This window comes from Streptomyces sp. NPDC048516, assembly GCF_043199875.1.
In the GTDB taxonomy this organism is placed as follows: domain Bacteria; phylum Actinomycetota; class Actinomycetes; order Streptomycetales; family Streptomycetaceae; genus Streptomyces.
In genome coordinates this window covers 122,301-141,282 of record NZ_JBICWS010000009.1, presented here as the reverse complement: position 1 = coordinate 141,282, position 18,982 = coordinate 122,301, and the positions used below count along the sequence as shown (strand labels likewise).

The 18,982-nt window shown below is 72.9% G+C and carries 18 protein-coding genes; 8 read left to right on the top strand and 10 right to left on the bottom strand.

What is annotated here, in order from left to right:
- Nucleotides 1-293 precede the first annotated feature (293 nt).
- Both ACGFR7_RS19710 and ACGFR7_RS19705 read right to left on the bottom strand, forming a co-directional pair.
- Nucleotides 294-728, bottom strand: a complete 435-nt coding sequence (locus ACGFR7_RS19710) for a hypothetical protein (protein WP_393320542.1) — start codon at nucleotides 726-728, stop codon at nucleotides 294-296.
- Nucleotides 729-874: 146 nt separating this feature from the next.
- The gene (locus ACGFR7_RS19705) at nucleotides 875-1,507 is read right to left on the bottom strand and encodes a TetR/AcrR family transcriptional regulator (protein WP_393320539.1); all 633 of its coding nucleotides are present in this window, start codon (nucleotides 1,505-1,507) and stop codon (nucleotides 875-877) included.
- A gap of 113 nt (nucleotides 1,508-1,620) precedes the next feature.
- Between ACGFR7_RS19705 and ACGFR7_RS19700 the strand changes: the two genes are divergently transcribed.
- The 4 genes from ACGFR7_RS19700 (at nucleotide 1,621) to ACGFR7_RS19685 (ending at nucleotide 4,968) form a co-directional block, all read left to right on the top strand.
- The gene (locus ACGFR7_RS19700) at nucleotides 1,621-2,811 is read left to right on the top strand and encodes a cytochrome P450 (RefSeq protein ID WP_393320536.1); all 1,191 of its coding nucleotides are present in this window, start codon (nucleotides 1,621-1,623) and stop codon (nucleotides 2,809-2,811) included.
- 4 nt (nucleotides 2,812-2,815) lie between these two features.
- Nucleotides 2,816-3,031 carry a ferredoxin gene (locus ACGFR7_RS19695; RefSeq protein WP_393320533.1) on the top strand — a complete coding sequence of 72 codons (216 nt, stop codon included), beginning with the start codon at nucleotides 2,816-2,818 and terminating at the stop codon, nucleotides 3,029-3,031.
- A 205-nt stretch (nucleotides 3,032-3,236) separates the two neighbouring features.
- Nucleotides 3,237-3,866 carry a methyltransferase family protein gene (locus tag ACGFR7_RS19690; protein ID WP_393320531.1) on the top strand — a complete coding sequence of 210 codons (630 nt, stop codon included), beginning with the start codon at nucleotides 3,237-3,239 and terminating at the stop codon, nucleotides 3,864-3,866.
- A 280-nt stretch (nucleotides 3,867-4,146) separates the two neighbouring features.
- Nucleotides 4,147-4,968: a PE-PGRS family protein gene (locus tag ACGFR7_RS19685; RefSeq protein ID WP_393320528.1), complete on the top strand. Its 822-nt coding sequence runs from the start codon at nucleotides 4,147-4,149 to the stop codon at nucleotides 4,966-4,968.
- A 214-nt stretch (nucleotides 4,969-5,182) separates the two neighbouring features.
- On the opposite strand, the gene ACGFR7_RS19680 is transcribed toward ACGFR7_RS19685, so the two are convergent.
- Nucleotides 5,183-5,572 (bottom strand): zf-HC2 domain-containing protein, encoded by a 390-nt coding sequence (locus ACGFR7_RS19680; protein ID WP_393320525.1) that lies wholly within the window; start codon nucleotides 5,570-5,572, stop codon nucleotides 5,183-5,185.
- 49 nt (nucleotides 5,573-5,621) lie between these two features.
- On the opposite strand from ACGFR7_RS19680, the gene ACGFR7_RS19675 reads away from it, so the two are divergent.
- Nucleotides 5,622-6,320 carry a sigma-70 family RNA polymerase sigma factor gene (locus ACGFR7_RS19675; RefSeq protein ID WP_393320522.1) on the top strand — a complete coding sequence of 233 codons (699 nt, stop codon included), beginning with the start codon at nucleotides 5,622-5,624 and terminating at the stop codon, nucleotides 6,318-6,320.
- Nucleotides 6,321-6,567: 247 nt separating this feature from the next.
- Here the strand turns inward: ACGFR7_RS19675 and ACGFR7_RS19670 are convergent, their stop codons facing one another.
- From ACGFR7_RS19670 to ACGFR7_RS19660, 3 genes are read right to left on the bottom strand one after another with little or no spacing between them, the layout of a single operon-like run.
- On the bottom strand, nucleotides 6,568-7,083 hold the full coding sequence (locus tag ACGFR7_RS19670) for a copper chaperone PCu(A)C (RefSeq protein WP_393320519.1): 516 nt from the start codon (nucleotides 7,081-7,083) through the stop codon (nucleotides 6,568-6,570).
- Complete coding sequence (locus tag ACGFR7_RS19665) at nucleotides 7,080-9,575, bottom strand: heavy metal translocating P-type ATPase (RefSeq protein WP_393320516.1); 2,496 nt, start codon at nucleotides 9,573-9,575, stop codon at nucleotides 7,080-7,082. Before ACGFR7_RS19665 ends, ACGFR7_RS19670 begins: the two co-directional genes overlap by 4 nt.
- Nucleotides 9,572-9,853 (bottom strand): hypothetical protein, encoded by a 282-nt coding sequence (locus ACGFR7_RS19660; protein ID WP_393320513.1) that lies wholly within the window; start codon nucleotides 9,851-9,853, stop codon nucleotides 9,572-9,574. The genes ACGFR7_RS19665 and ACGFR7_RS19660 overlap by 4 nt, the downstream gene beginning before the upstream one ends.
- Nucleotides 9,854-10,154: 301 nt before the next feature.
- On the opposite strand from ACGFR7_RS19660, the gene ACGFR7_RS19655 reads away from it, so the two are divergent.
- Both ACGFR7_RS19655 and ACGFR7_RS19650 read left to right on the top strand, forming a co-directional pair.
- Nucleotides 10,155-11,516 carry a cytochrome P450 gene (locus ACGFR7_RS19655; RefSeq protein WP_393320510.1) on the top strand — a complete coding sequence of 454 codons (1,362 nt, stop codon included), beginning with the start codon at nucleotides 10,155-10,157 and terminating at the stop codon, nucleotides 11,514-11,516.
- The gene (locus ACGFR7_RS19650; RefSeq protein ID WP_393321011.1) at nucleotides 11,513-12,499 is read left to right on the top strand and encodes an L-tyrosine/L-tryptophan isonitrile synthase family protein; all 987 of its coding nucleotides are present in this window, start codon (nucleotides 11,513-11,515) and stop codon (nucleotides 12,497-12,499) included. The genes ACGFR7_RS19655 and ACGFR7_RS19650 overlap by 4 nt, the downstream gene beginning before the upstream one ends.
- Nucleotides 12,500-12,531: 32 nt before the next feature.
- Here ACGFR7_RS19650 and ACGFR7_RS19645 read toward each other — a convergent pair whose 3' ends face one another.
- The 3 genes from ACGFR7_RS19645 to ACGFR7_RS19635 are packed head-to-tail and all read right to left on the bottom strand — an operon-like array spanning nucleotide 12,532 to nucleotide 15,574.
- Complete coding sequence (locus tag ACGFR7_RS19645; RefSeq protein ID WP_393320507.1) at nucleotides 12,532-13,320, bottom strand: ABC transporter ATP-binding protein; 789 nt, start codon at nucleotides 13,318-13,320, stop codon at nucleotides 12,532-12,534.
- On the bottom strand, nucleotides 13,317-14,507 hold the full coding sequence (locus ACGFR7_RS19640; RefSeq protein WP_393320505.1) for a FecCD family ABC transporter permease: 1,191 nt from the start codon (nucleotides 14,505-14,507) through the stop codon (nucleotides 13,317-13,319). Before ACGFR7_RS19640 ends, ACGFR7_RS19645 begins: the two co-directional genes overlap by 4 nt.
- Entirely contained in the window at nucleotides 14,507-15,574 is a 1,068-nt protein-coding gene (locus ACGFR7_RS19635; RefSeq protein ID WP_393320502.1) for an ABC transporter substrate-binding protein, read from the bottom strand. The genes ACGFR7_RS19640 and ACGFR7_RS19635 overlap by 1 nt, the downstream gene beginning before the upstream one ends.
- Before the next feature lie 260 nt (nucleotides 15,575-15,834).
- On the opposite strand from ACGFR7_RS19635, the gene ACGFR7_RS19630 reads away from it, so the two are divergent.
- Entirely contained in the window at nucleotides 15,835-17,073 is a 1,239-nt protein-coding gene (locus ACGFR7_RS19630) for a PucR family transcriptional regulator (RefSeq protein ID WP_393320499.1), read from the top strand.
- A gap of 18 nt (nucleotides 17,074-17,091) precedes the next feature.
- On the opposite strand, the gene ACGFR7_RS19625 is transcribed toward ACGFR7_RS19630, so the two are convergent.
- Nucleotides 17,092-18,960 carry an alkyl/aryl-sulfatase gene (locus tag ACGFR7_RS19625; RefSeq protein ID WP_393320496.1) on the bottom strand — a complete coding sequence of 623 codons (1,869 nt, stop codon included), beginning with the start codon at nucleotides 18,958-18,960 and terminating at the stop codon, nucleotides 17,092-17,094.
- Nucleotides 18,961-18,982: the final 22 nt, after the last annotated feature.

Genomic DNA, 18,982 nt, shown 5'->3' with positions numbered 1-18,982 from the left:
GACAGCGCAATCCTGCCACTCCGCACGACTTATGACAACGATTCACCGGAATCCGAAAACGTTGAACGGTGAAGCGTGACGGGGTGGACGGGCGGAATGCATTCTTCCCATTGCCGGGCACTCCCGCCGGGTCCTGCACCCCTCAACACCCCGGCCCCGCCCGAGCCACGGAGGCCGGCGGAAAACGGCACATGACACGGCATGCGGCACGACATGTGACACGGCGTGTGACACGGCATGCAGAAGGCCCGGGATCACGATCCCGGGCCCACCGCATGACCGGCCGACAGTTCCTACAGGAGGCCGAGCAGGCCGAGGCCGAGCAGGCCGTCCCTGCCCAGACCGTCCCTGCCCATGCCGTCCTTGCCCATACCGTCCTTGCCCATGCCGAGTCCGTCACGCCCGTTGCCGTCGCGCCCCGCGCTGTCGCGGTCATAGCCGCTGTCACGGCCGAAGCCGTCGTCACGGGCGCCGACGTGGCCGTAGCCGTCGTGGCCACCGTGACCGAAGCGGCCATGGCCGCGACCGTGGCCGTGGTGGCGGTGATGATGCCGGTAGTGATGCCGGTCGCCGTAGTGGCCCCTGTCGCAGTGGTGCGAGTAGCACTTGGCGCTCTGTGAGCTGCTGGGGACCGGGGTTGCGGCGGTGGCAGCGCCTGCCGTCGGCACCACCAGGGCAGCCGCGGCCAGACCGGCCACGGCAAGGCCGCGAGGGATCGAAGGGAGCATGTTTCCACCTTCACTCGACTCTGCAGAAAAAGAATATTCTCTGCAAAAGTGACAATAAGGGTAGTTCTACCCATCTCCCCGCGACCCGCCGCAGAGTCACTGGAACGCAGCACGCACCCCAACGGCCCACGCCTTGGCCCTCTTGTTCACTCCGGAATCCGGCCCCTTTCCCCGGTCACCGCCCCGTCGGCCTGCGGCAGGCTCTCCAGGAGGCCGCCCAGGGCGCCCACCACGAGCCGGCACACCGTGTCGGGATCGGCGCTCGCCAGCGGCTCCTTGCCGACCACCACACGCATCAGGCCAATTCCCAGCAGCCAGGACAGTGCCAGATCGCCCCGCAAGGTCCCGGTATCGGACTCGGAGAGTGTGGCGAGCACCGCCGCGTACTCCTCCCCCAGCCCCCGCAGCGCCTCCGCGATCTCGTCACTGCCGCCGATGGAGCGCAGACACACCTCCAGCGCGCGGTCGGCACCCTCCTCCCGGCCGCCGGCCAGCATGCCGCGCAGCGCGACCTCGAACAGCCGCTCGGCGGGAGTGGTGCGCAGCTGCTCGTGGCCGCCACGTGCCATGACTTCCCCGAACAGCGCCCGCTTCGAGCCGAAGTAGCGGAACAGCAGGGCCTGATTGGCCCCGGCGCGGGCCGCGATGTCGCGCACCGTCGCCCGTTCGTAGCCGCGCTCGGCGAACAGCTCCGACGCGGCGTCGAGCAACCGCAGCCGGGTGCCCTCTGCACTACGGCGGTATGTGCTCTCCGCGCCGTGCTGCGGGGACTCCGCCATCGCCACGCTCCTCTCCGTTGGCCCGTCAGGATGACGGCCACAATCCATCGTTGACCGGCCCGAGGGGGGCGTCCTACCTTATGTAAGCAGGTGCTTACACAAGGGAGGTCACCTTGACCACAGCCGACACAGCACCCCTCTCCTACCCCTTCAATGTCCCCGAGAGCCTTGAGCTTTCCGAGGAGTACGAGCACGCCCGTAACCGTCCGGGGCTGCTGAAAGTCCGGATGACGTACGGCGAGCCGGCCTGGCTCGTGACCCGGTACGCCGAAGCCCGGTTCGTCCTCGGCGATCAGCGCTTCAGCCGCGCCGAGGGTGTCCGGCACGACGAGCCCCGGCAGTCCGAAGGGCGACGCGACAGCGGCATCCTGGGCATGGACCCGCCCGACCACACCCGGCTGCGCACCCTGGTGGCCAAGGCCTTCACCGTCCGGCAGGTCGAAAAGCTCAGGCCGCAGGTCAAGCAACTGGCGAACGGACTGCTCGACGAGCTCGCGGCGGCGGGGCCGCCCGCCGACCTGGTGGACCGTTATGCGCTGCCCATCCCCGTCGCGGTGATCTGCCGCCTGCTCGGCGTCCCGGCCGAGGACCGGCCGCGGTTCCGGGTCTGGAGTGACGCCGCGCTGTCGACAAGTTCCCTCACCGCGGCGGAGTTCGACGCCAATCAGGAAGAACTCCGCGCCTATATGCGGAAGTTGATCGAGGAGCACCGGCGCGCGCCGCAGGACGATCTGATGACGGCGCTCATCGATGCCCGGGACGTCAACGACCGGCTGTCCGAACTCGAACTCGTCGACCTGTGCGTGGGCATCCTGGTCGCCGGGCACGAGACCACGGCCACGCAGATTCCCAACTTCGTGCTGGCGCTGCTGGACCACCCGGGCCAGCTCACCCTGCTGCGCGAAAAGCCGGAGCTGATCGGCGGGGCAGTGGAGGAGCTACTGCGCTTCGTACCGCTCGGCAGCGGCGCGAGCCAGCCCCGTTACGCGACGGAGGACGTCGAGGTCGGCGGGACGCTGGTGCGGGCCGGGACTCCGGTCCTGGTGGCGGTGGGCGCGGCCAACCGGGATGCCCTGCGCTTCGACTCACCGGGGACGCTGGACATCTCGCGGGCCGGGACCCAGCACCTCGGATTCGGTCACGGGGTCCATCACTGTCTGGGCGCGCCGCTGGCCCGGCTGGAGCTGCAGGAGGCGCTGATCGCCCTGATCACCCGGTTCCCTGATCTGCGGCTGGCGGGCGATGTGGTGTGGAAGAGCGAGATGCTGGTGCGCGGCCCCCGGGTCATGCCGGTGGGGTGGTGAAGGGATGACCTGGAAGCTGGAGATCGACCCCGGGCAGTGCATGGCCTCGGGATCCTGCGCCGCCATCGCGCCGGACCTCTTCGTTCTGGACGGCACGCATTCCCGTCCGCTCAAGGAGCAGATCGACGAGGACGAACGCGCGCTGGACGCCGCCGATGTCTGCCCGGCCGTCGCGATCACCGTACGGGACGGGGAAAGGGTCGTCGGGCCCCGGCCGTAGGGAGAGGGAGGTGCCGTCAACCTCCTGGGGCCGGCGACCGGGCTCCTCCGGGATGCGGGTGCCCGCATCCCGGAGCGGCCCGCGCCGGCGGGCGTGGTGCCGGCAAGGTGCCCATCCGTAGCGAAGGGCCTCCACCCGTAGGTGGGCCTCCGCTTCAACCCGTGGGTGGTGGTGATCCGCGCTGCGCGCGGCGCAGTCTGAGGGCATGGGCTCACTGCACTCCCTCCTCGTCACTTTCACCAACTGCTGCGTCACGGTCTTCCTCGTGGCCTGGATCGCGGGCGCTCTCTACTTCGGGGTGCGGAGCAAGAACGGTCCGCGCGGCTGGCTGCGCGGCCTGGGCGCCACCTTGCCCCGGCGGGTTCTGCTGATCGCGGGCGCCTGCGCGTTCTGCGTGCTGGTCGGGCGCGTTCCGCACTCCTTCTGGCGCCACTTCCAGTACTGGCAACCGGAACTCGCGCTCCCGGGCGCCCTGCTCGCGCTCGCCTCCACCGCGCTGCTGCTGTGGGCCCGCTGGGTCCTGGGCACCATGTGGGCCGGCATCCCGATGCTCAGGGAAGACCACGAGCTACGCACCGACGGCCCCTACCGGCTGGTCCGCCACCCCATCTACACCGGCCTCCTCGGCCTGATCATCGGCGGGATGCTGGCCTGCGGCTTCGGTATCTGGATCGTCTACCTGGCGATCGCCGTCCCCTGGCTGCTGCGCCGGGTCCGGATCGAGGACGGCATGATGGCCGGTCAGTTCGGCACCGCCTACGAGGCTTACCGCGCCCGCGTCCCGGCGCTGATCCCGTGGACCCGCCCCGTATCTCCGCACGGTCGTGGCGGGTGACGGGGCCAGTGAACTACCGCCCCGGGAGCGCCCCGCGCCGTGGGCCCTGGGACCCGTGCCCTGGCCCCGGGACCTGTGTCCTGGGCCCTGGGCGCCCTGGGCCCCCGTCGGCCTAGAGCTGGTCCCGGCCGCTGACCCAGTCCCGAGGTCTACCCCGGCTCCCTCCCCCGGCCTTCGTGCTTGCCCGGGACACGGACACGAATTCCTCGTCCGGCAGGTAAGTGCACGTCGGGGCCCCTCTCGCTCCGCCGCGGGGCAGGGGTGCGACGATGGGCCTGTCATGGATGCGGGGCAGGTTCTCAGGGGGCTACGCGCCGCGGTGTTCGCGGTCGTGTGTGTGCTGCTCGCCGCGCTGGGACACATGGTGATGTCGGATGCCGTGGTTCCCGCGTGGATGCTGCTCGTCGCCGGGGTGGGGACCGCGGCCGGTGCCTGGTGCTGCGCGGGCCGGGAACGCGGGCCGCTGCTCGTGGGGGTGCTGACCGTCGGCACCCAGGCGGCCTTGCACAGTGCCTTCTCGTTGGGCCAGGCGGTCGCCGGTTCCGGTGGCGACGAGAGCTCACTGGCGCGCCGGTGGGCGGAGACCTGGCTGTGCGGGGCGGAGGGGACGCAGCTCTCCGGGCATGGCAGCGCCCGGTTGATCCAGCTGATGCATCAGCAGAGGGCGGCCCTGCCCTCGACGGACGGCGCGAGCCACCTGCGGAACATGGCCGGCATGGGGCACATGGAGCATATGGGGCACACGGGCTCCATGAGCGGCATGGATGCCATGGACGGCATGAGTGGCATGAGCGGCATGGCCCACGCGGGTCAGATGCCGGGGATGCACGGCAGTGCCACCGGCATGCTGGCGGCACACCTGCTGGTCGCCCTGCTCAGCGCGGGGTGGCTGTGGGGTGGCGAGCGGGCGGCCTTCCAGCTCGTACGGAGCCTGTCGGCCTGGCTGTTCGCGCCGTTGGTCCTCGTCCTGCGGATCCTGCTGCCCGATCCGCGGCCCGCCGTCCGCGCCGCCCGTCAGGAACCACGGCGTGCGGTGCGGCAGTTGCTGCTCGCCTATACGAGATCGTTGCGGGGTCCACCGCAGGAGCCGGCTGTCGGCTGACAGCACGGTCGAACTCCAGAGCCGGGGGACGGCCGGGTGCCGAGCGCACCCGGCGACGTCCCGGCTCCGACTTCACCGGTCCCCGCCGCGCGCGGCGACCGGATCATGCGAAGGACTCCAGATGATGATTCCTGTCCGGATGCCGGTGGTACCGCCGCCCGCATCCCTTCCCGGCGTGCCGGCCTACGGAGGCGGGCGCCCGCCGGCCGCCGCGTCAACCGGCGGGTGTACCGCCGGTCTCCGCCGTGCCGCAGCCCACCGTGCCGCAGCCCACCGTGCCGGTGCCTGCCGTGCCGGTGCCAGCCGTGCCGGTGCCTGCCGTGCCGGTGCCTGCCGTTGCGGTATCTCGCATGCCGGAAATCGCCGGTCCTGCGGAGACCGCACGCAGACGGGCGAGCAGCTCCCCCGCGGCCGCCGGGTCGTCCGCGGGGTGCGCGGCGGCGCGGTCGAGGCCGGTCGTCAGAACCCGTACCCGCGCGTCCCAGCGCCGGCAGTCCCGGCAGCCGGCCAGATGGTCGTCGAGCCGGCCGGGGGTGAGCCCGGGAGGCAGTTCCTCGCCGTCGAGGCGGGCGGAGAGTGCCGTACGGATGCGCGAGCAGAGCATGCTCCCATCCTCCCCGAAGCACGGCGGCGCGGCGAGGGGCGGTCGCGGGATGCGGGATGACGAGGCGGTGACGGGCTGGGCGCTGGCCGCCCGTACCGGGGACGAGCGGGCCGTCGAGCAGTTCGTGCGGGCCACGCAGCTCGATGTGCGGCGCTATGTGGCGCATCTCAGCGGTGATCCGCAGGCGACCGACGATCTGACGCAGGACACCTATGTCCGGGCGTTGCGCAGTCTGCCGCAGTTCGAGGGCCGGTCGTCGGCGCGGACCTGGCTGCTGACCATTGCCCGGCGGGTCGTGGCGGACCGCATCCGGTCCGTGGCGGTGCGGCCCCGGCTGGCCGCGACGGACGACTGGCAGACGGCCGCGGAGCGGGTGCAGCCGCGGGGTGTGCCGGGATTCGACGAGGGCGTCGCGCTGGCCGAGCTGCTGGCGGCGCTGGCCCCACAGCGGCGGGAGGCGTTCGTGCTCACGCAGTTGCTGGGGCTGCCGTACGCGGCGGCGGCCGGGGTGATGGGCTGTCCCGTGGGGACCGTACGGTCCCGTGTGGCGCGCGCCCGGGAGACGCTGGTCGGGTTGCTCACGGATGCGGAGCGCCCGGAAGCGGAGCGCCTGGAGGCGGAGCGCTTGCCGGGGAAGCGCCCGGAAGGGAAGCGCCCGGAAGGGGAGCGCCTGCAGGGAGAGCGCCCGGACGGGAAGCGCCTGCAGAGGGCCGACGGACCGCGGGCGTACGCGGACGCCGTGGCCTGACGGCCGCGCACCGGGCGCGGAGCGCACGGCAGAGCGACGGGGCTCGTGGACGGGCGAAGGGCCGGTCCATGAGCCCCGTGGCGTGGGGTCCGTGGCATGAGCCCCGTGGCGTGGGGTCCGTGGCATGAGCCCCGTGGCGTGGGGCCCGTGGCATGAGCCCCGTGGCGTGGGGCCCGTGGCACCGCGGGGCCGTGACATTCAGCCCCGTGGCGTGCGGCCCCCATGGCGTAGGCCCCTGCGGTTCATTTCAGCTGCCGGGACGTACCGCCGTGGCCCGTACGGTCTGTGGCGGGCTGTGGCGGAAGTGCAGCGTGAAGGTGAGCCGGTCGCCGGGCGCGAGCCGTGGCGGCGGGCTGACCATGACATCCAGGGTGGTCGGCGTCATGGTCAGCGCGCCACCCGCCGGGACGATGGCTTCCCGGACCATCGCCATGCTCCGGGCGTTGCGCCCGATGTCGACGGTGCGGCTGAGCATCGCGCGGTGGCCGGCGGGGCCGGTGACACCCGTCAGGACGTCATCGGCGCCGCCGGTGTTGCGGACGGTGAAGAACGCGGCGGTGGCCTCGGCTCCTGAGGGAATCAGCACCCGGCCCTCGGGGATCCTCAGCTCCGCGGGCCTGCCCGCGTTGCCGCCGGCGGTCCACGCGGTGAGCGCGCCGAGGGTCGCCAGACAGGTGAGCAGCGGTACGGCGACGGACTGGAGGGACGGGAGGGATGGGAGAGACGGAAGGAACGGGAGGGATGGGAGGGAAGGTCGTTTCATGAGGTCTCTCCACGGGGTGGGGGCCGCCGACCGTGGGGACGGCGGGCCGGCCGGCCGGGCCCGGCCGGCCGCCAGGCGCGCAGCCGGAGGCTGTTGCCCACGACGAGCAGTGAACTGGCGGACATGGCGGCGGCCGCCGGCATCGGACTGAGCAGGCCGACGGCGGCGAGCGGCACGGTGACGAGGTTGTAGCCGAAAGCCCAGACGAGATTGCTGCGGATGGTGCCCAGAGTGCGCCGGGCCAGGCGTACGGCGTCGGGGATGGCCTGCAGGTCCTCGCGTACGAGGGTCACATCGGCGGCGCCGATCGCGGCATCGGTGCCGCTGCCCATCGCGATCCCGAGGTCGGCGAGGGCGAGGGCCGCCGCGTCGTTGACGCCGTCGCCGACGACGGCGACCCGGCCGCCCTGCTCCTTGAGTGTGGTGACGAGGGCGGCCTTGTCCTCGGGGCGGGCCTCCGCGTGGATTTCGGTGATGGCGAGATGACCGGCCACCGCTCGGGCGGTGGCGGCCCGGTCGCCGGTGGCCAGGACCGGCCGCAGCCCCAGGCGGCGCAGATGGTCGACGGCGCGGTAGCTGTCGGGGCGGAGGGCGTCGCCGACCGCGATGACGGCCTCCGGGGTGCCGTCGACGGTGACCAGGACGGCGGTGTGGCCGGCCGCCTCCGCGGTGTGCACCGCTTCCGGCAGCGGAGCGGGCAGGCCATTGAGGTCGCCGGGCCGGGTGACCTCCACCCGGTGCCGGTCGGCCGTGCCGTGGACGCCGTATCCGGGGGTGGCACCGAAGTCCGCGACCGGCGGCAGAAGGTGTCGCGACGGCAGCCGTTCTCCCGACGCAGGCTGCTCTCCCGGCAGCAGCTGTTCTCCCGACGGCAGCTGTTCTCCCGGCAGCCGGGCATCGGCGGCTGCGCCGATCGCGCGGGCCAGCGGATGTTCGGAGCCCTGCTCGACGATGGCGGCCAGTCTCAGTGCCTCCAGCGCGTCCAGGCCGCCGGTGCGCTCGGTGAGGGCGGTGACGCTCATCCGGCCCGTGGTGAGAGTGCCGGTCTTGTCGAGAACGACGGTGTCGATGCGGCGCAGTCGCTCCAGCGCCTCCGGCCCACGGACCAGGATCCCGAGCTGTGCCCCCCGGCCGGTTGCGGCCAGCAGCGCGGTCGGGGTGGCCAGCCCCAGCGCACAGGGGCAGGCGACGACGAGGACGGCCACCGCCGCGGTGATCGCGGACTGCGGGTCGGCTCCGGCGCCGAGCCAGAAGCCCAGAACGGTGACCGAGACGGACAGGACGGCGGGGACGAATACGGCCGCCACCGCGTCGGCGAGCCGCTGGACCTTGGTCTTGCCGGTCTGAGCGTCCTCGACGAGGCGGGTGATCCGGGCGAGTTGGGTATCGGCGCCCACCGCGTCGGCCCGTACCTCCAGCAGACCCCCGGAGTTGACCGCGCCGCCGACGACCGCCGCACCCGGACCGACCTCGACGGGGCGGCTCTCCCCGCTGATCAGGGACAGGTCCAGGGCGGAGTTACCGTCCACGACGGTGCCGTCGGTGGCGACCCGCTCCCCGGGCCGGACCAGGAAATGGTCGCCGGCCCGCAGCCGGTCCACGGGGATGCGCCTCCCCCACCCCCGGCTCCGCCCCGGGGGAAGCTCACCGTCGTCGGCCGTGCGTACCTCGACGTCCTTGGCGGCGAGTTCGGCCAGCGCGCGCAGTGCGGCCCCGGTGCCGCGCCGGGCCCTGGCCTCCATCCGCCGGCCGGCCAGTACGAACAGCGGTACCCCGACGGCGGCTTCCAGGTACAGGTGCGCGGCCCCGTCACCGGGCGCGGGCAGCAGGCTGAACGGCATCGTCATTCCGGGCGCACCGGCCCCGCCGAGGAACAACGCATACGCGGACCAGCTGAAGGAGGCGGCGACGCCCAGCGAGACCAGGGTGTCCATGGTGGCGGCGCCGTGCCGCAGACCGCGCAGCGCACGGGCGTGGAAGGGGGCGGCGCCCCACACGGCGACGGGCGCGGCGAGCACGAAGCACAGCCACTGCCAGTTACGGAACTGCCAGCCGGGCACCATCGACAGCAACAGGACGGGGAGCGAGAGCAGCGCGGTCAGCAGCAGCCGGTGCCGCTCGGCGCGGGCGCGGTCCTCCCCGCCATCCGGGTGGGCGGCGGGCGACGGCGAGTCGCCCGGGCGGACCTCGGACGACGGTGGGTCGTCCGCGTCCGGTGCCGGGGCGGGCTCGTGGAGCCGGGCGGTGAAGCCGGCCGCCTCCACGGTGGTGACGAGGTCGGTGACGGACACTGCCGTCGGGTGGCTGACCGTTGCCCGGCCGGTGGCGAGGTTCACCGAGGCGGCGACGCCGTCGAGCCGGCCGAGCTTCTTCTCGACCCGGCCCACACAGGCGGCGCAGGTCATCCCGCCGATGGTGAGGGTGGTGGTGTGGGGCGGGGCGGAGGCCGCGTCAGCGGGCGACGGGGGGCCGGGCCTGGGCTGCGGCGTCATCGCGGTGCTCCCCCCGGCACGGGGCGAGGCGCCGAGCCGCCCATGCCGTGCATCCCGCCCATGTCACCGTCATCGGCGGGCGTGCCGCCTCCCGGACGGGTGCCGCCGGCCGGATGCAGCTCCGGGGCCACCGGACCGGCGGCGGCACCGGCCGCGTACGACAGGGTGCCGAGCAGCGCCAGCAGCAGGACGAAGCCGAGGACCGGCCGGGCGGGCAGCAGCCGTGCGACGGCCTGGCGAAGAGGGGGCCGACTGCGGTCGGCCGAAGAGCGGGGCATCGCGTCATGGTGGCAGGTGGCGGCGGTGCCGAGCGGCGGATCGGGGGCTCGTCGGAGGGTGAGGTTCCTCCCGTTCCCGCACCGGAACTCCCCTGCGTCCGGGCCCGACTAACTGGGTTTGGGCGGTGCGCTCTTCGGCCTCGGACCGGCCGCCGCCCGTCGGTCTCCGTTCTCCGCTCGCCGCCCGGCCGAAATCCGCGGCCCCCGGCGGGAACTCGGCACGCCCCGCGCACGACCTCTCCAACGCCGCGCCGTCCGGGCGTGGTTCGTCATCATCCGACACCCGTTGAGGAGAACACCCATGCCCACACCCCCCGATCCCGTTACTGCAGTCGACGCCCTCGCTCCCGTCGATCCCGTAGAGCTGTACGGGCCGGAGTACACCCGCGACCCCTATCCCCTGTACGCCGAGCTGCGGGCACGCGGCCCGGTCCACCGGGTGCGCTTCCCCAGCGGCGTGTGCGCCTGGCTCGTCACGGGCTACGAAGCCGCCCACCAGGCGCTGACCGACGTCCGGCTGGGCAAGCACCATTCACGTGGCAACGCGGCCTGGCGGGCCCGCGCCTCGATCATGCCCGAGCCCCAGCACTCCCAGCTCCAGGTGCATCTGCTCCACCAGGACCCGCCGCGGCACACCGCGCTGCGCCGGCTGATCACCGATGCCTTTGCGCCACAGCGCGTCGAAGGGCTCCGCCCCCGGTTCCAGGAGATGGCCGATGCCCTGCTCGACGGCCTCCCGGACGCCGGCGAGGCCGATCTGGTCGAGGTGTTCGCCGGGCGCTTCCCGTTCCGGGTACTTGCCGAAGTCATCGGGCTGCCACCGGAGTTCGAGGAACGCTTCGACCGGGACTGGGGCAAGGTGGTCCAGCCAGTCGGCCCGGCGGACCCGGGTCGTCCGGCGTACGAGGCACGGCTGCGCGCGCTGCAGCAGTACATCGCCGATCTCGTCGTCCACAAGCGCGCCGAGCAGGGCGAGGATCTGCTCTCCCGGCTGGTGGCCGCCCGCGACGACGGCCCGCTCGGGCAGGAGGAGCTGGATTCGATGATTTTCCAGCTGCTGGTCGCCGGGCAGGAACCGGTGACGAACCAGATCACCACCGCCCTGGTGACCTTGCTGCGCCACCCCGCCCACCTGGCGGAGCTGGCCGGCCTGCCGGAGCTGCTGCCCCGCGCCGTCGAAGAACTCCTCCGTTATGACAGCGCTTTCGAGCTGACCACCTGGCGGTTCTTCGCCCAGGACGCCGATCTGCACGGGACCCGGATTCCGGCGGGCGACTCCGTCATCGTGTCGCTGTCTGCGGCGAACCGCGATGCGCGTCAGTTTCCCGACGCGGACGCCCTGCACTTCGACCGCACCCCCAACCCGCACCTCGCCTTCGGCCACGGCATCCACTTCTGCCCCGGCGCCACACTCGCCCGCATCGAACTCCAGATCGCCCTGGGCACCCTGCTGAGACGGCTGCCGGACCTGCGGCTCGCCGTCCCGGACGGCGAGCTGGGCTGGATCCCGGCGGTACTGGCGCGCGGGGTCGACCGGCTGCCGGTGACTTACGGCGCACCGGGCGCCTGCCCGGTCACGAACGGGCCGGACGTCCCCCGTCCGGTCGCCGAGGGGACAGGGGCCGCCTGCCCGGTCACGAACGGACCGGATGCCGCGTGCTGACCAGCCCGGCCCGACCGCGTCCCGGTGTGCCCGCCGGCCACCCGGCCGGCGGCGCGGCGGTGCTCGCCGAACTGCTGCCCTACCGCCGCACCCTGGACTTCGGCCACGGGGACACGGACATGAACATGAACGTGGACGTGGACGTGGACACCCCCGAGGCCTTCCCCGCCCAACTGCGGCAGCTCGCCGCGCCGGTGGCGGCGGGCGCGCCCCTCGTCTTCACCCTTCCGGGTTTCCCCTGCAAGTCACCCCATCCGGCCAAGGTGCTCGGCCACCTCCCCGACGAGGGCGAACGGCTGGCGCTGCGCTTCCTGGACGCCCTGTGCGCCCGGGTGGAGGCCGTCCACCCGCCCGGGGCGCGGGTGGTCATCTGCTCGGACGGGCATGTCTTCAGCGATCTCATCCACGTGCCGGACCGGGACATCGATGCCTACGCCGACGCCCTGCGCGCGCTGATCCACGACGAGGGCCTGACCCGACTGGACGTCTTCGACCTGCGCCAGGTCTACGGGCGGCGGCTGTCGCACGACGCCAAACGAGCCCTGGTCCAGGACCGCTACGCCCCGGCATTGGAGGACTTGCGGTCCCTGACGCGCAGCGACGAACCGACACGCCGCCTGTACCAGGGCATCACCCGCTTCCTCGCGGAGGACTCGGTCTCGTTCACGGGTACCCGTTCGGCGTGGCAGCGTGACTGCCGCCGCCGCGCCTACGGGGTGATGCAGCGCAGCCGCGCCTGGGGAGAGCTGATCGGCGAGTACCACCCGGGCGCCTTCCGGCTCTCCATTCATCCGCAGCCGCGGGGCTCGGCCAAGTTCGGGATACGCCTGCTCGACGCGCCCGACGCATGGATGACGCCCTGGCACTCCTGTGTGCTCGAACACCGCGATGGGCGGCGGGAGTTGATGCACCGGGCGGATGCCGAGCGGCTCGGCCGGCTGGTGTTCCACCAGGGCCGGCCGAGCCACTTCGTGGCCGGGTGAGGGACGGCGAGGGGCCGGGGTGCGGCAGCCGGTCACCCGCCCCCGGCGGGCGCCGCCTCCCGGTGGTCGAAGGCGATCAACGGGTCACCGGTGAGCGGATGGTCGGTCACCGCGGCGCGTACCCCGAAGACCTCGGCCAGCAACTGGGGCGTGAGCACCGTACGGGGCGCGCCGGACGCCACCACCCGTCCGCCATGCAGCACATGGAGCCGGTCGCACAGCGACGCCGCGGCGTTCAGATCGTGCAGTGAGATCAGCGTCGTACGGCGCTGTGCCCGCAGCAGTGCGAGCAGTTCCACCTGGTGCCGTACATCGAGGTGGTTGGTGGGTTCGTCCAGGACCAGCACCTCCGGGTCCTGGGCGAAGGCCCGTGCCAGCAGGGCCCGTTGACGCTCGCCTCCGGACAGCGCGGCGAACCGGCGGGCGCCCTGCCCGGCCAGGCCGACGGCGGCCAGGGCGCGGGCCACGCTCTCCCGGTCGGTGCGGTCGTCGCCCGCGAAGGCCCTCTTGTAGGGCGTACGGCCCATCGTCACCACCTCGCGCACGGTCAGCTCGAAGTCGCTGCCGCGCTCCTGCGGCAGCGCGGCGACCCGGCGTGCGGTCTGCCCCGGTGTGAGCGTGCGGATATCGGCCCCGGCCAGCAGCACCCGTCCGGCGGTGGGCCGCAGATGCCGGTAGACGGTCCGCAGCACGGTGGACTTGCCGCTGCCGTTGGGGCCGACCAGCCCGGCGATCTCACCGTCCGCCGCCATCAGATGTACTCCGGCCACGACGTTCCGGCCCGCGTAGCCGACGTGCAGATCCTCGATCTCGACGTTCACCGGTCCGCCTCCATCCGCCGGTCCAGGATGAACAGCAGGGCGGGCGCCCCGATCATCGCGGTGACGACCCCCACCGGCAGTTCCTGGGAGTCCATCGCCGTACGGCACACGAGGTCCACCACGACCAGCAGCAGCGCCCCGGTCAGCGCGGACAGCGGCAGCAGCCTGCGGTGGTCGCCGCCGATCACCAGCCGGCACAGATGCGGCACCATCAGGCCCACGAAGCCGATGGCTCCGGAGACCGCGACCAGTACGCCGGTCAGCAGGCCGGACACCACGAAGAGCTCCCGGCGCAGCCGGGTGACGTCCACGCCCACCCCGGCAGCGGTCTCATCACCCATGATCAGCGCATTCATGGCGCGGGCCCGCACCTGGAGGGCCGACTGCCCGGCGGCGACCGCGAGGGCGGGCAGCCACAGGACACTCCAGGTGGCCCCGCTCAGGCTGCCCATCAGCCAGAACAGCACACTGCGGGTCTGCTGTTCGTCCCCGGCCTGGAGCACGAGGTAACTGGTGAAGCCGGACAGGAGCTGCCCGATGCCGACGCCGGCCAGTACCAGGCGCAGCGGTGAGAAGCCCCCGCCGCGCCGGGCCATGCACCACACCAGCGCGAAGGCGGCGAGCGCTCCCGCGAACGCCGCCGCGGACAGTCCCAGCCCCAGGGCGCCCCCCGCGCCGGCTCCCAGCACGATGGCGGCGACCGCGCCGAGCGAGGCACCGTGCGAGATGCCCAGCAGATAGGGGTCCGCCAGCGGATTGCGCACCAGCGCCTGGGTCGCCGTTCCCACCAGGCCCAGCCCCGCGCCCACCAGTGCGGCCAACAGGGCCCGGGGAAGGCGGAGTTGCCACACGATCAGGTCGTCGGTGCCGGGCCGGGGCGGGGCACCGCCGAGCCGTCGCAGCACCACCGACCAGACCTGTGCGGGGCCGATATCGGTGGAGCCCAGACACACCGCGGCGGTCAGGGCCACCAGCACGGCGATGCCGAGCCCGGCGGCGAGCGGTCCGGCAGGCGGCGTGCGGCGCCGGGCCTGCTCGACCTGCTCCTCGCGACCGTGCGGCTCGTGAACGCCCGGCTCGTGAACGTCCGGCTCGTGAACGTCCGGCTCGTGAACGCCCGGCTCGTGAACGCCCGGCTCATGGCCGTCCGGCCCACGGCCGTCCGGCCCGGAGACGACCGATGCCATTACCGCGCCGCCTTGAACCGACCGGGGTGGATGGTGTGGGCGATCTCCTCGACGGTGTCCGCGTTGCCGACGCCGGCGATCGTCGTACGCTCCGAGCCGATCCGCAGGAACTTGCCGTTGCGCACGGCAGCCAGCCCCTTGGTGGCGGGGAAGTGCTTCAGGAACGACGCGGCCTCGTCGAAAGCCTTGGCATTGGCGGCCGCGTCGCCCCGGTTGCGTACCCCGAGCTGGATCCAGTCCGGGTTCTTGGCGACCACTTCCTCCCAGGAGACCGGCTTGAAGTCCCCGTCGCAGCCGTCGAAGACATTGCGCGCCCCGGCCTGGCCGATCACGGCGTTGGCGACCTGCTTGCGGCAGACGGCCACCGGCTGCTTGGTGCCCGCGTCGTAGTCGAAGAAGAAGTACGCCGGCCGCTTGCCGGGGGCGATGTCGCCCACGGCCTTGTGCACCATGGCCACCTTCGCCCGCATCCCCGCGACCAGTGCGTCCGCCCGCTGTGACGTGCCGGTCACCGCGCCCAGCCGCGTGATGTCGCCCTCCACACCGGACAGGTCGCGCTGGGGCTTCCCGGCCATCGGCGCGCAGGCGGTGGACGTCAGGTAGAGGTGCTTGATGCCCGCGGCCGTGAACTCCTCCTCGGTCGGCGCGTCTCCGGCCCGGCCCATGGTGCTCATCGATGCGAAGGTGTCGATGTAGAGATCGGCGCCCGAGCCGAGCAGCTTCTCCTTGGGAATCACGGACCTCCCCAGCACCGGCACCTTGCTGGCCTGCCCGTCCAGAGCGCCGGGCAAGGCGCCCTTGCGGGGCGGGAATCCGGTCCCGATCACCCGGTCGCCCGCGCCCAGCCGCAGCAGCATCTCCAGGGCGGCGGCATTACTGGTGACGATCTTGCGCGGCGCGGACGGGAACGTGGTGGTGGCGCCCTTGCAGTCGGTGGTCCGCACGGGAAAGCCCGGCCCGCCGGCCCCCTTGTCCGTGCCCGTACCACCGCTTCCTCCGCTGCCGCCGCACGCGGTGGCGGCCAGCGCGACAACTACCGCGACACCGCACAACTTCCCAGGACGCATGACGCTTCTCCCTACGCCTCACAGCCGGCACACCGGCCGTCTCACCCGCCGCAGCAGCAGCGGCCGTACAGGTCGCAGGCGCGACCCGGCACAGGTAGTCGGCCGGGCGGCGAGGGCGGTTCCGGGGCGGTGGCTCCCTCTTTCCGTCCGGGAGAATCCGACGGCCGGCGGGCCGGGCCGAGGGCGCCGGGAGCCGTGGTCGCCAACCGCACGGGGGCGGACTAAGGTGACGCCTCACCACGGGCACCGGGAGGCGGCCGATGACAGCGGATACGGCGGGTGCGGCACACCGCTCCGCCACGACGGACCCGCCGGCGCCGGCGGCCGGGGTACCCGACGCGGTGCGGTCGCTCGCCGCGCGCTGTCTGCCCCGGGTCAACGAGCTCGCCCGGCTGATGTCCCGGGACGCCTTCGAGCAGCTGCACGGCTATGCCGAACTCCCCGCCGAGGTCAAGGATGTGGAGATCGCGGCGACCGCGCGGCACGGCCTGCGGCTGTTCCTGGAACGGGTGGTGCACGATCCGCGGACCGGCCCGGACGACACCGGCTTCTTCCGCGAGCGCGCCGCCCAGCGGGCCGGGGAGGGCATGCCGCTGCCGTTGCTGCTGACCACCCACTGTGCGGGGGCGCGCGTGCTGTGGCAGGCGCTACGGGAGGCCGCCCGGCCCGGTGAGGAGGCCGCGCTGGTCGAGCTGGCCGGCTACCTGCTCGGAGCCGAACAGCGGGTCGTGAGCGCGGTCACCGAGACCTACCTCGACGAGCAGGCGGCCCTCGCCGCCGAACGGCACGAGGAACGCCGCTCCCAGGTCCGCGGGCTGCTGGAGGGCACCGCGGTCCCCCCGGCCGGCAGCGGTCTCGCGGGGCCGTCGCTGGTCCTGGCGGTGGAGCTGCCGGACGGCCCGCGGGCGCCGGTCGCCGTACGGCGGGTGGTACGGCGGCTGCAGACGGCGCTGGACGGGGCCTTCGGCAGGGAGGTGCTCACCCTGTTCGACGGCACCGGGGGCCGGGCGATCGTGCCCGGCCCGGCAGAGCCGCCGGCCGGCCTCGCCGAGCGGCTTGCCGAGGCCGGCGGTCCGGGCGTACGGCTCGCCGCCGTACACGCAAAATCGGGGGCTCAGATCCCGGAGGCGGCACGCACGGCCGCACGGATCGTCCGGGTGGCCCGTGCCTGCGGACACCCCGCCGGGCTGCACCGGCTCGATGACGTCCTGCTCGAATACCAGCTCTCCCGTCCCAGCGCCGGGAGCGACCGGATCGCCGCCCTGCTCGACCCGGTCGCCCGCCGGCCCGAACTCCTCGAAACCCTCCGCACCCATCTGGAACAGGCCCAGGACCGCCGCGCCACGGCCCGGCTGCTCACCCTCCATCCCAACACCGTCGACAACCGTCTGGCCCGGATCTCCGCACTGACCGGGCTCGACCTCGCGACGCCCCGGGGCGCGGCCCTGGCGCTGGCGGCGCTGCTGCTGCGCGACGCCGGAGAGGCGGGCCGCACTTGAACCGCCGCTCCCCCGCGTTCACGGCGTGACGATCGGAAAGTTCCAGTCGGGCTTGTCCAGCAGGGCGCCGAAGGTGAGCAGGGCCTCGGGGTCGCCGTCGAGCCGCACGGTGCCGGCGGTGATCTCGTCGGGAAAGGTGGTGGCGCCGCTGAGGACCGCGTCCAGGGTGGTCCGTGCCAGATTCAGGGTGGCGTGCGGGAGTTCACCGCGGGGTGCGTTGCCGGGCATGGGGGTGAGTGCGCCGTTGGACAGCAGCAGCGTCCAGATCTCCGGGGCGGGGGCCGGGTCGCCGTCGCCGGGCGCGGACCCGATTTCCCAGCGCAGGAGGAGGCGCCGGTCGCCGGCCCGGGGCCCGTTGAGGCGGACGGCCATGGACTGGAAGATCTGCTCGACGGTGAGGGCGGCAAGGACGTCGGGCGCGGGGTGGGCGGGAGTGCCGGCGACGGTGCCGCGCAGCTCCGCGGCGCCCATGAGGTAGAAGTTGCGCCAGGGCCCGGACTCGGCGGCCTGGCCGAGGCGTTCGAAGGCGTCGGCCTGGAGGGCGCGGGCCTCCGCATGCTCCGGTTCGGCGAAGATGACGTGGTTGACCACTTCGGCCACCCAGCGCAGATCCCCGGCCTCGTACGCCTGGCGGGCCTTGGCGAGCACGGCGTCGGAGCCGCCCATGAACTCCACGTAGCGCCGGGCCGCGGGCACCGGCGGATGCTGCCACAGATGGGCCGGATTGCCGTCGAACCAGCCCATGTACCGCTGGTACACGGCCTTGGCGTTGTGGCTGAGAGTGCCGTAGTAGCCGCGGGTGTGCCAGGCGCGTTCCAGGGCGGGCGGGAAACGCAGCTCCTCGGCTATCTCGGCGCCGGTGAGCCCGGCGTTGATCAGCCGTACGGACTGGTCGTGCAGGTAGGCGTAGGCATCACGCTGCTCCTCCAGAAAGCGGACCGCGCGATCCGCTCCCCAGGTGGGCCAGTGGTGGGAGGCGAAGACGACGTCGCTGGTGCCGGCGAACAGTCGCAGGGTCTCGGTGAGGTAGCGGGCCCAGGCGCTGGGGTCCCGGACCAGCGCACCGCGCAGGGTGAGGACGTTGTGCAGGGTGTGGCAGGCGTTCTCAGCCACGCACAACGCGCGCAGGTCGGGGAAGTGGAAGTTCATCTCGGCGGGCGCCTCGGTACCGGGCGTCAGCTGGAAAACCATCCGGACGCCGTCGATCACCTCTTCCTGGCCGGTCGCGGTGATGTCCAGGGTGGGGGCGATCAGGCCGACGGAGCCGGTCGACGTGGTCTGGCCCAGGCCGCAGCCGATCTGGCCTGCCGGGCCCTTGGGCAGCGTCACGCCATACATGTAGCCGGACCGGCGGACCATCGCGGGCCCGGTGAAGACGTTCTCGCTCACCGCGTGTCCGAGAAACCCGGCCGGGGCGATCACCGGAATCCGGCCGGCGGCCACCTCCGCGTCCTCCACCACGCCGCGCACCCCGCCGAAGTGGTCGAGGTGCGAATGGCTGTAGAGGACGCCGGTGACCGGCCGCGGTCCGCGGTGCCTGCGGTACAGCTCCAGAGCGGCGGCCGCCACTTCGGTGCTGATCAGCGGGTCGATGACGAGGACCCCGCGGTCGCCCTCGACGAAGGTGATGTGGGAGATGTCCAGGCCGCGCACCTGGTAGACCCCGGGGACGACCTCGTAGAGCCCCTGCCGGGCGACGAGCCGGCTCTGGCGCCACAGCGACGGGTTGGCGGTGGGCGGGCAGTCGTCGTCCAGAAAGGCATAGGCGTCGTTGTCCCAGACGACACGGCCGTCGGCGTCCCGGATGACACAGGGATCCAGGCGGGCGAGAAACCCTCGGTCGGCGTCGGCGAAGTCCTGTTCATCGTCCCAGGCGAGATGACTCATGGACGCGATTGTGGTGCGGCCA

What these genes read in the sequence shown, in the direction of transcription:
- ACGFR7_RS19710 (WP_393320542.1), bottom strand. Translation starts at nt 728, where the DNA reads ATGCTCCCTTCGATCCCTCGCGGCCTTGCCGTGGCCGGTCTGGCCGCG.
- ACGFR7_RS19705 (WP_393320539.1), bottom strand. Translation starts at nt 1,507, where the DNA reads ATGGCGGAGTCCCCGCAGCACGGCGCGGAGAGCACATACCGCCGTAGT.
- ACGFR7_RS19695 (WP_393320533.1), top strand. Translation starts at nt 2,816, where the DNA reads ATGACCTGGAAGCTGGAGATCGACCCCGGGCAGTGCATGGCCTCGGGA.
- ACGFR7_RS19690 (WP_393320531.1), top strand. Translation starts at nt 3,237, where the DNA reads ATGGGCTCACTGCACTCCCTCCTCGTCACTTTCACCAACTGCTGCGTC.
- ACGFR7_RS19685 (WP_393320528.1), top strand. Translation starts at nt 4,147, where the DNA reads ATGGATGCGGGGCAGGTTCTCAGGGGGCTACGCGCCGCGGTGTTCGCG.
- ACGFR7_RS19680 (WP_393320525.1), bottom strand. Translation starts at nt 5,572, where the DNA reads ATGCTCTGCTCGCGCATCCGTACGGCACTCTCCGCCCGCCTCGACGGC.
- ACGFR7_RS19675 (WP_393320522.1), top strand. Translation starts at nt 5,622, where the DNA reads ATGCGGGATGACGAGGCGGTGACGGGCTGGGCGCTGGCCGCCCGTACC.
- ACGFR7_RS19670 (WP_393320519.1), bottom strand. Translation starts at nt 7,083, where the DNA reads ATGAAACGACCTTCCCTCCCATCCCTCCCGTTCCTTCCGTCTCTCCCA.
- ACGFR7_RS19665 (WP_393320516.1), bottom strand. Translation starts at nt 9,575, where the DNA reads ATGACGCCGCAGCCCAGGCCCGGCCCCCCGTCGCCCGCTGACGCGGCC.
- ACGFR7_RS19660 (WP_393320513.1), bottom strand. Translation starts at nt 9,853, where the DNA reads ATGCCCCGCTCTTCGGCCGACCGCAGTCGGCCCCCTCTTCGCCAGGCC.
- ACGFR7_RS19655 (WP_393320510.1), top strand. Translation starts at nt 10,155, where the DNA reads ATGCCCACACCCCCCGATCCCGTTACTGCAGTCGACGCCCTCGCTCCC.
- ACGFR7_RS19640 (WP_393320505.1), bottom strand. Translation starts at nt 14,507, where the DNA reads ATGGCATCGGTCGTCTCCGGGCCGGACGGCCGTGGGCCGGACGGCCAT.
- ACGFR7_RS19635 (WP_393320502.1), bottom strand. Translation starts at nt 15,574, where the DNA reads ATGCGTCCTGGGAAGTTGTGCGGTGTCGCGGTAGTTGTCGCGCTGGCC.
- ACGFR7_RS19630 (WP_393320499.1), top strand. Translation starts at nt 15,835, where the DNA reads ATGACAGCGGATACGGCGGGTGCGGCACACCGCTCCGCCACGACGGAC.
- ACGFR7_RS19625 (WP_393320496.1), bottom strand. Translation starts at nt 18,960, where the DNA reads ATGAGTCATCTCGCCTGGGACGATGAACAGGACTTCGCCGACGCCGAC.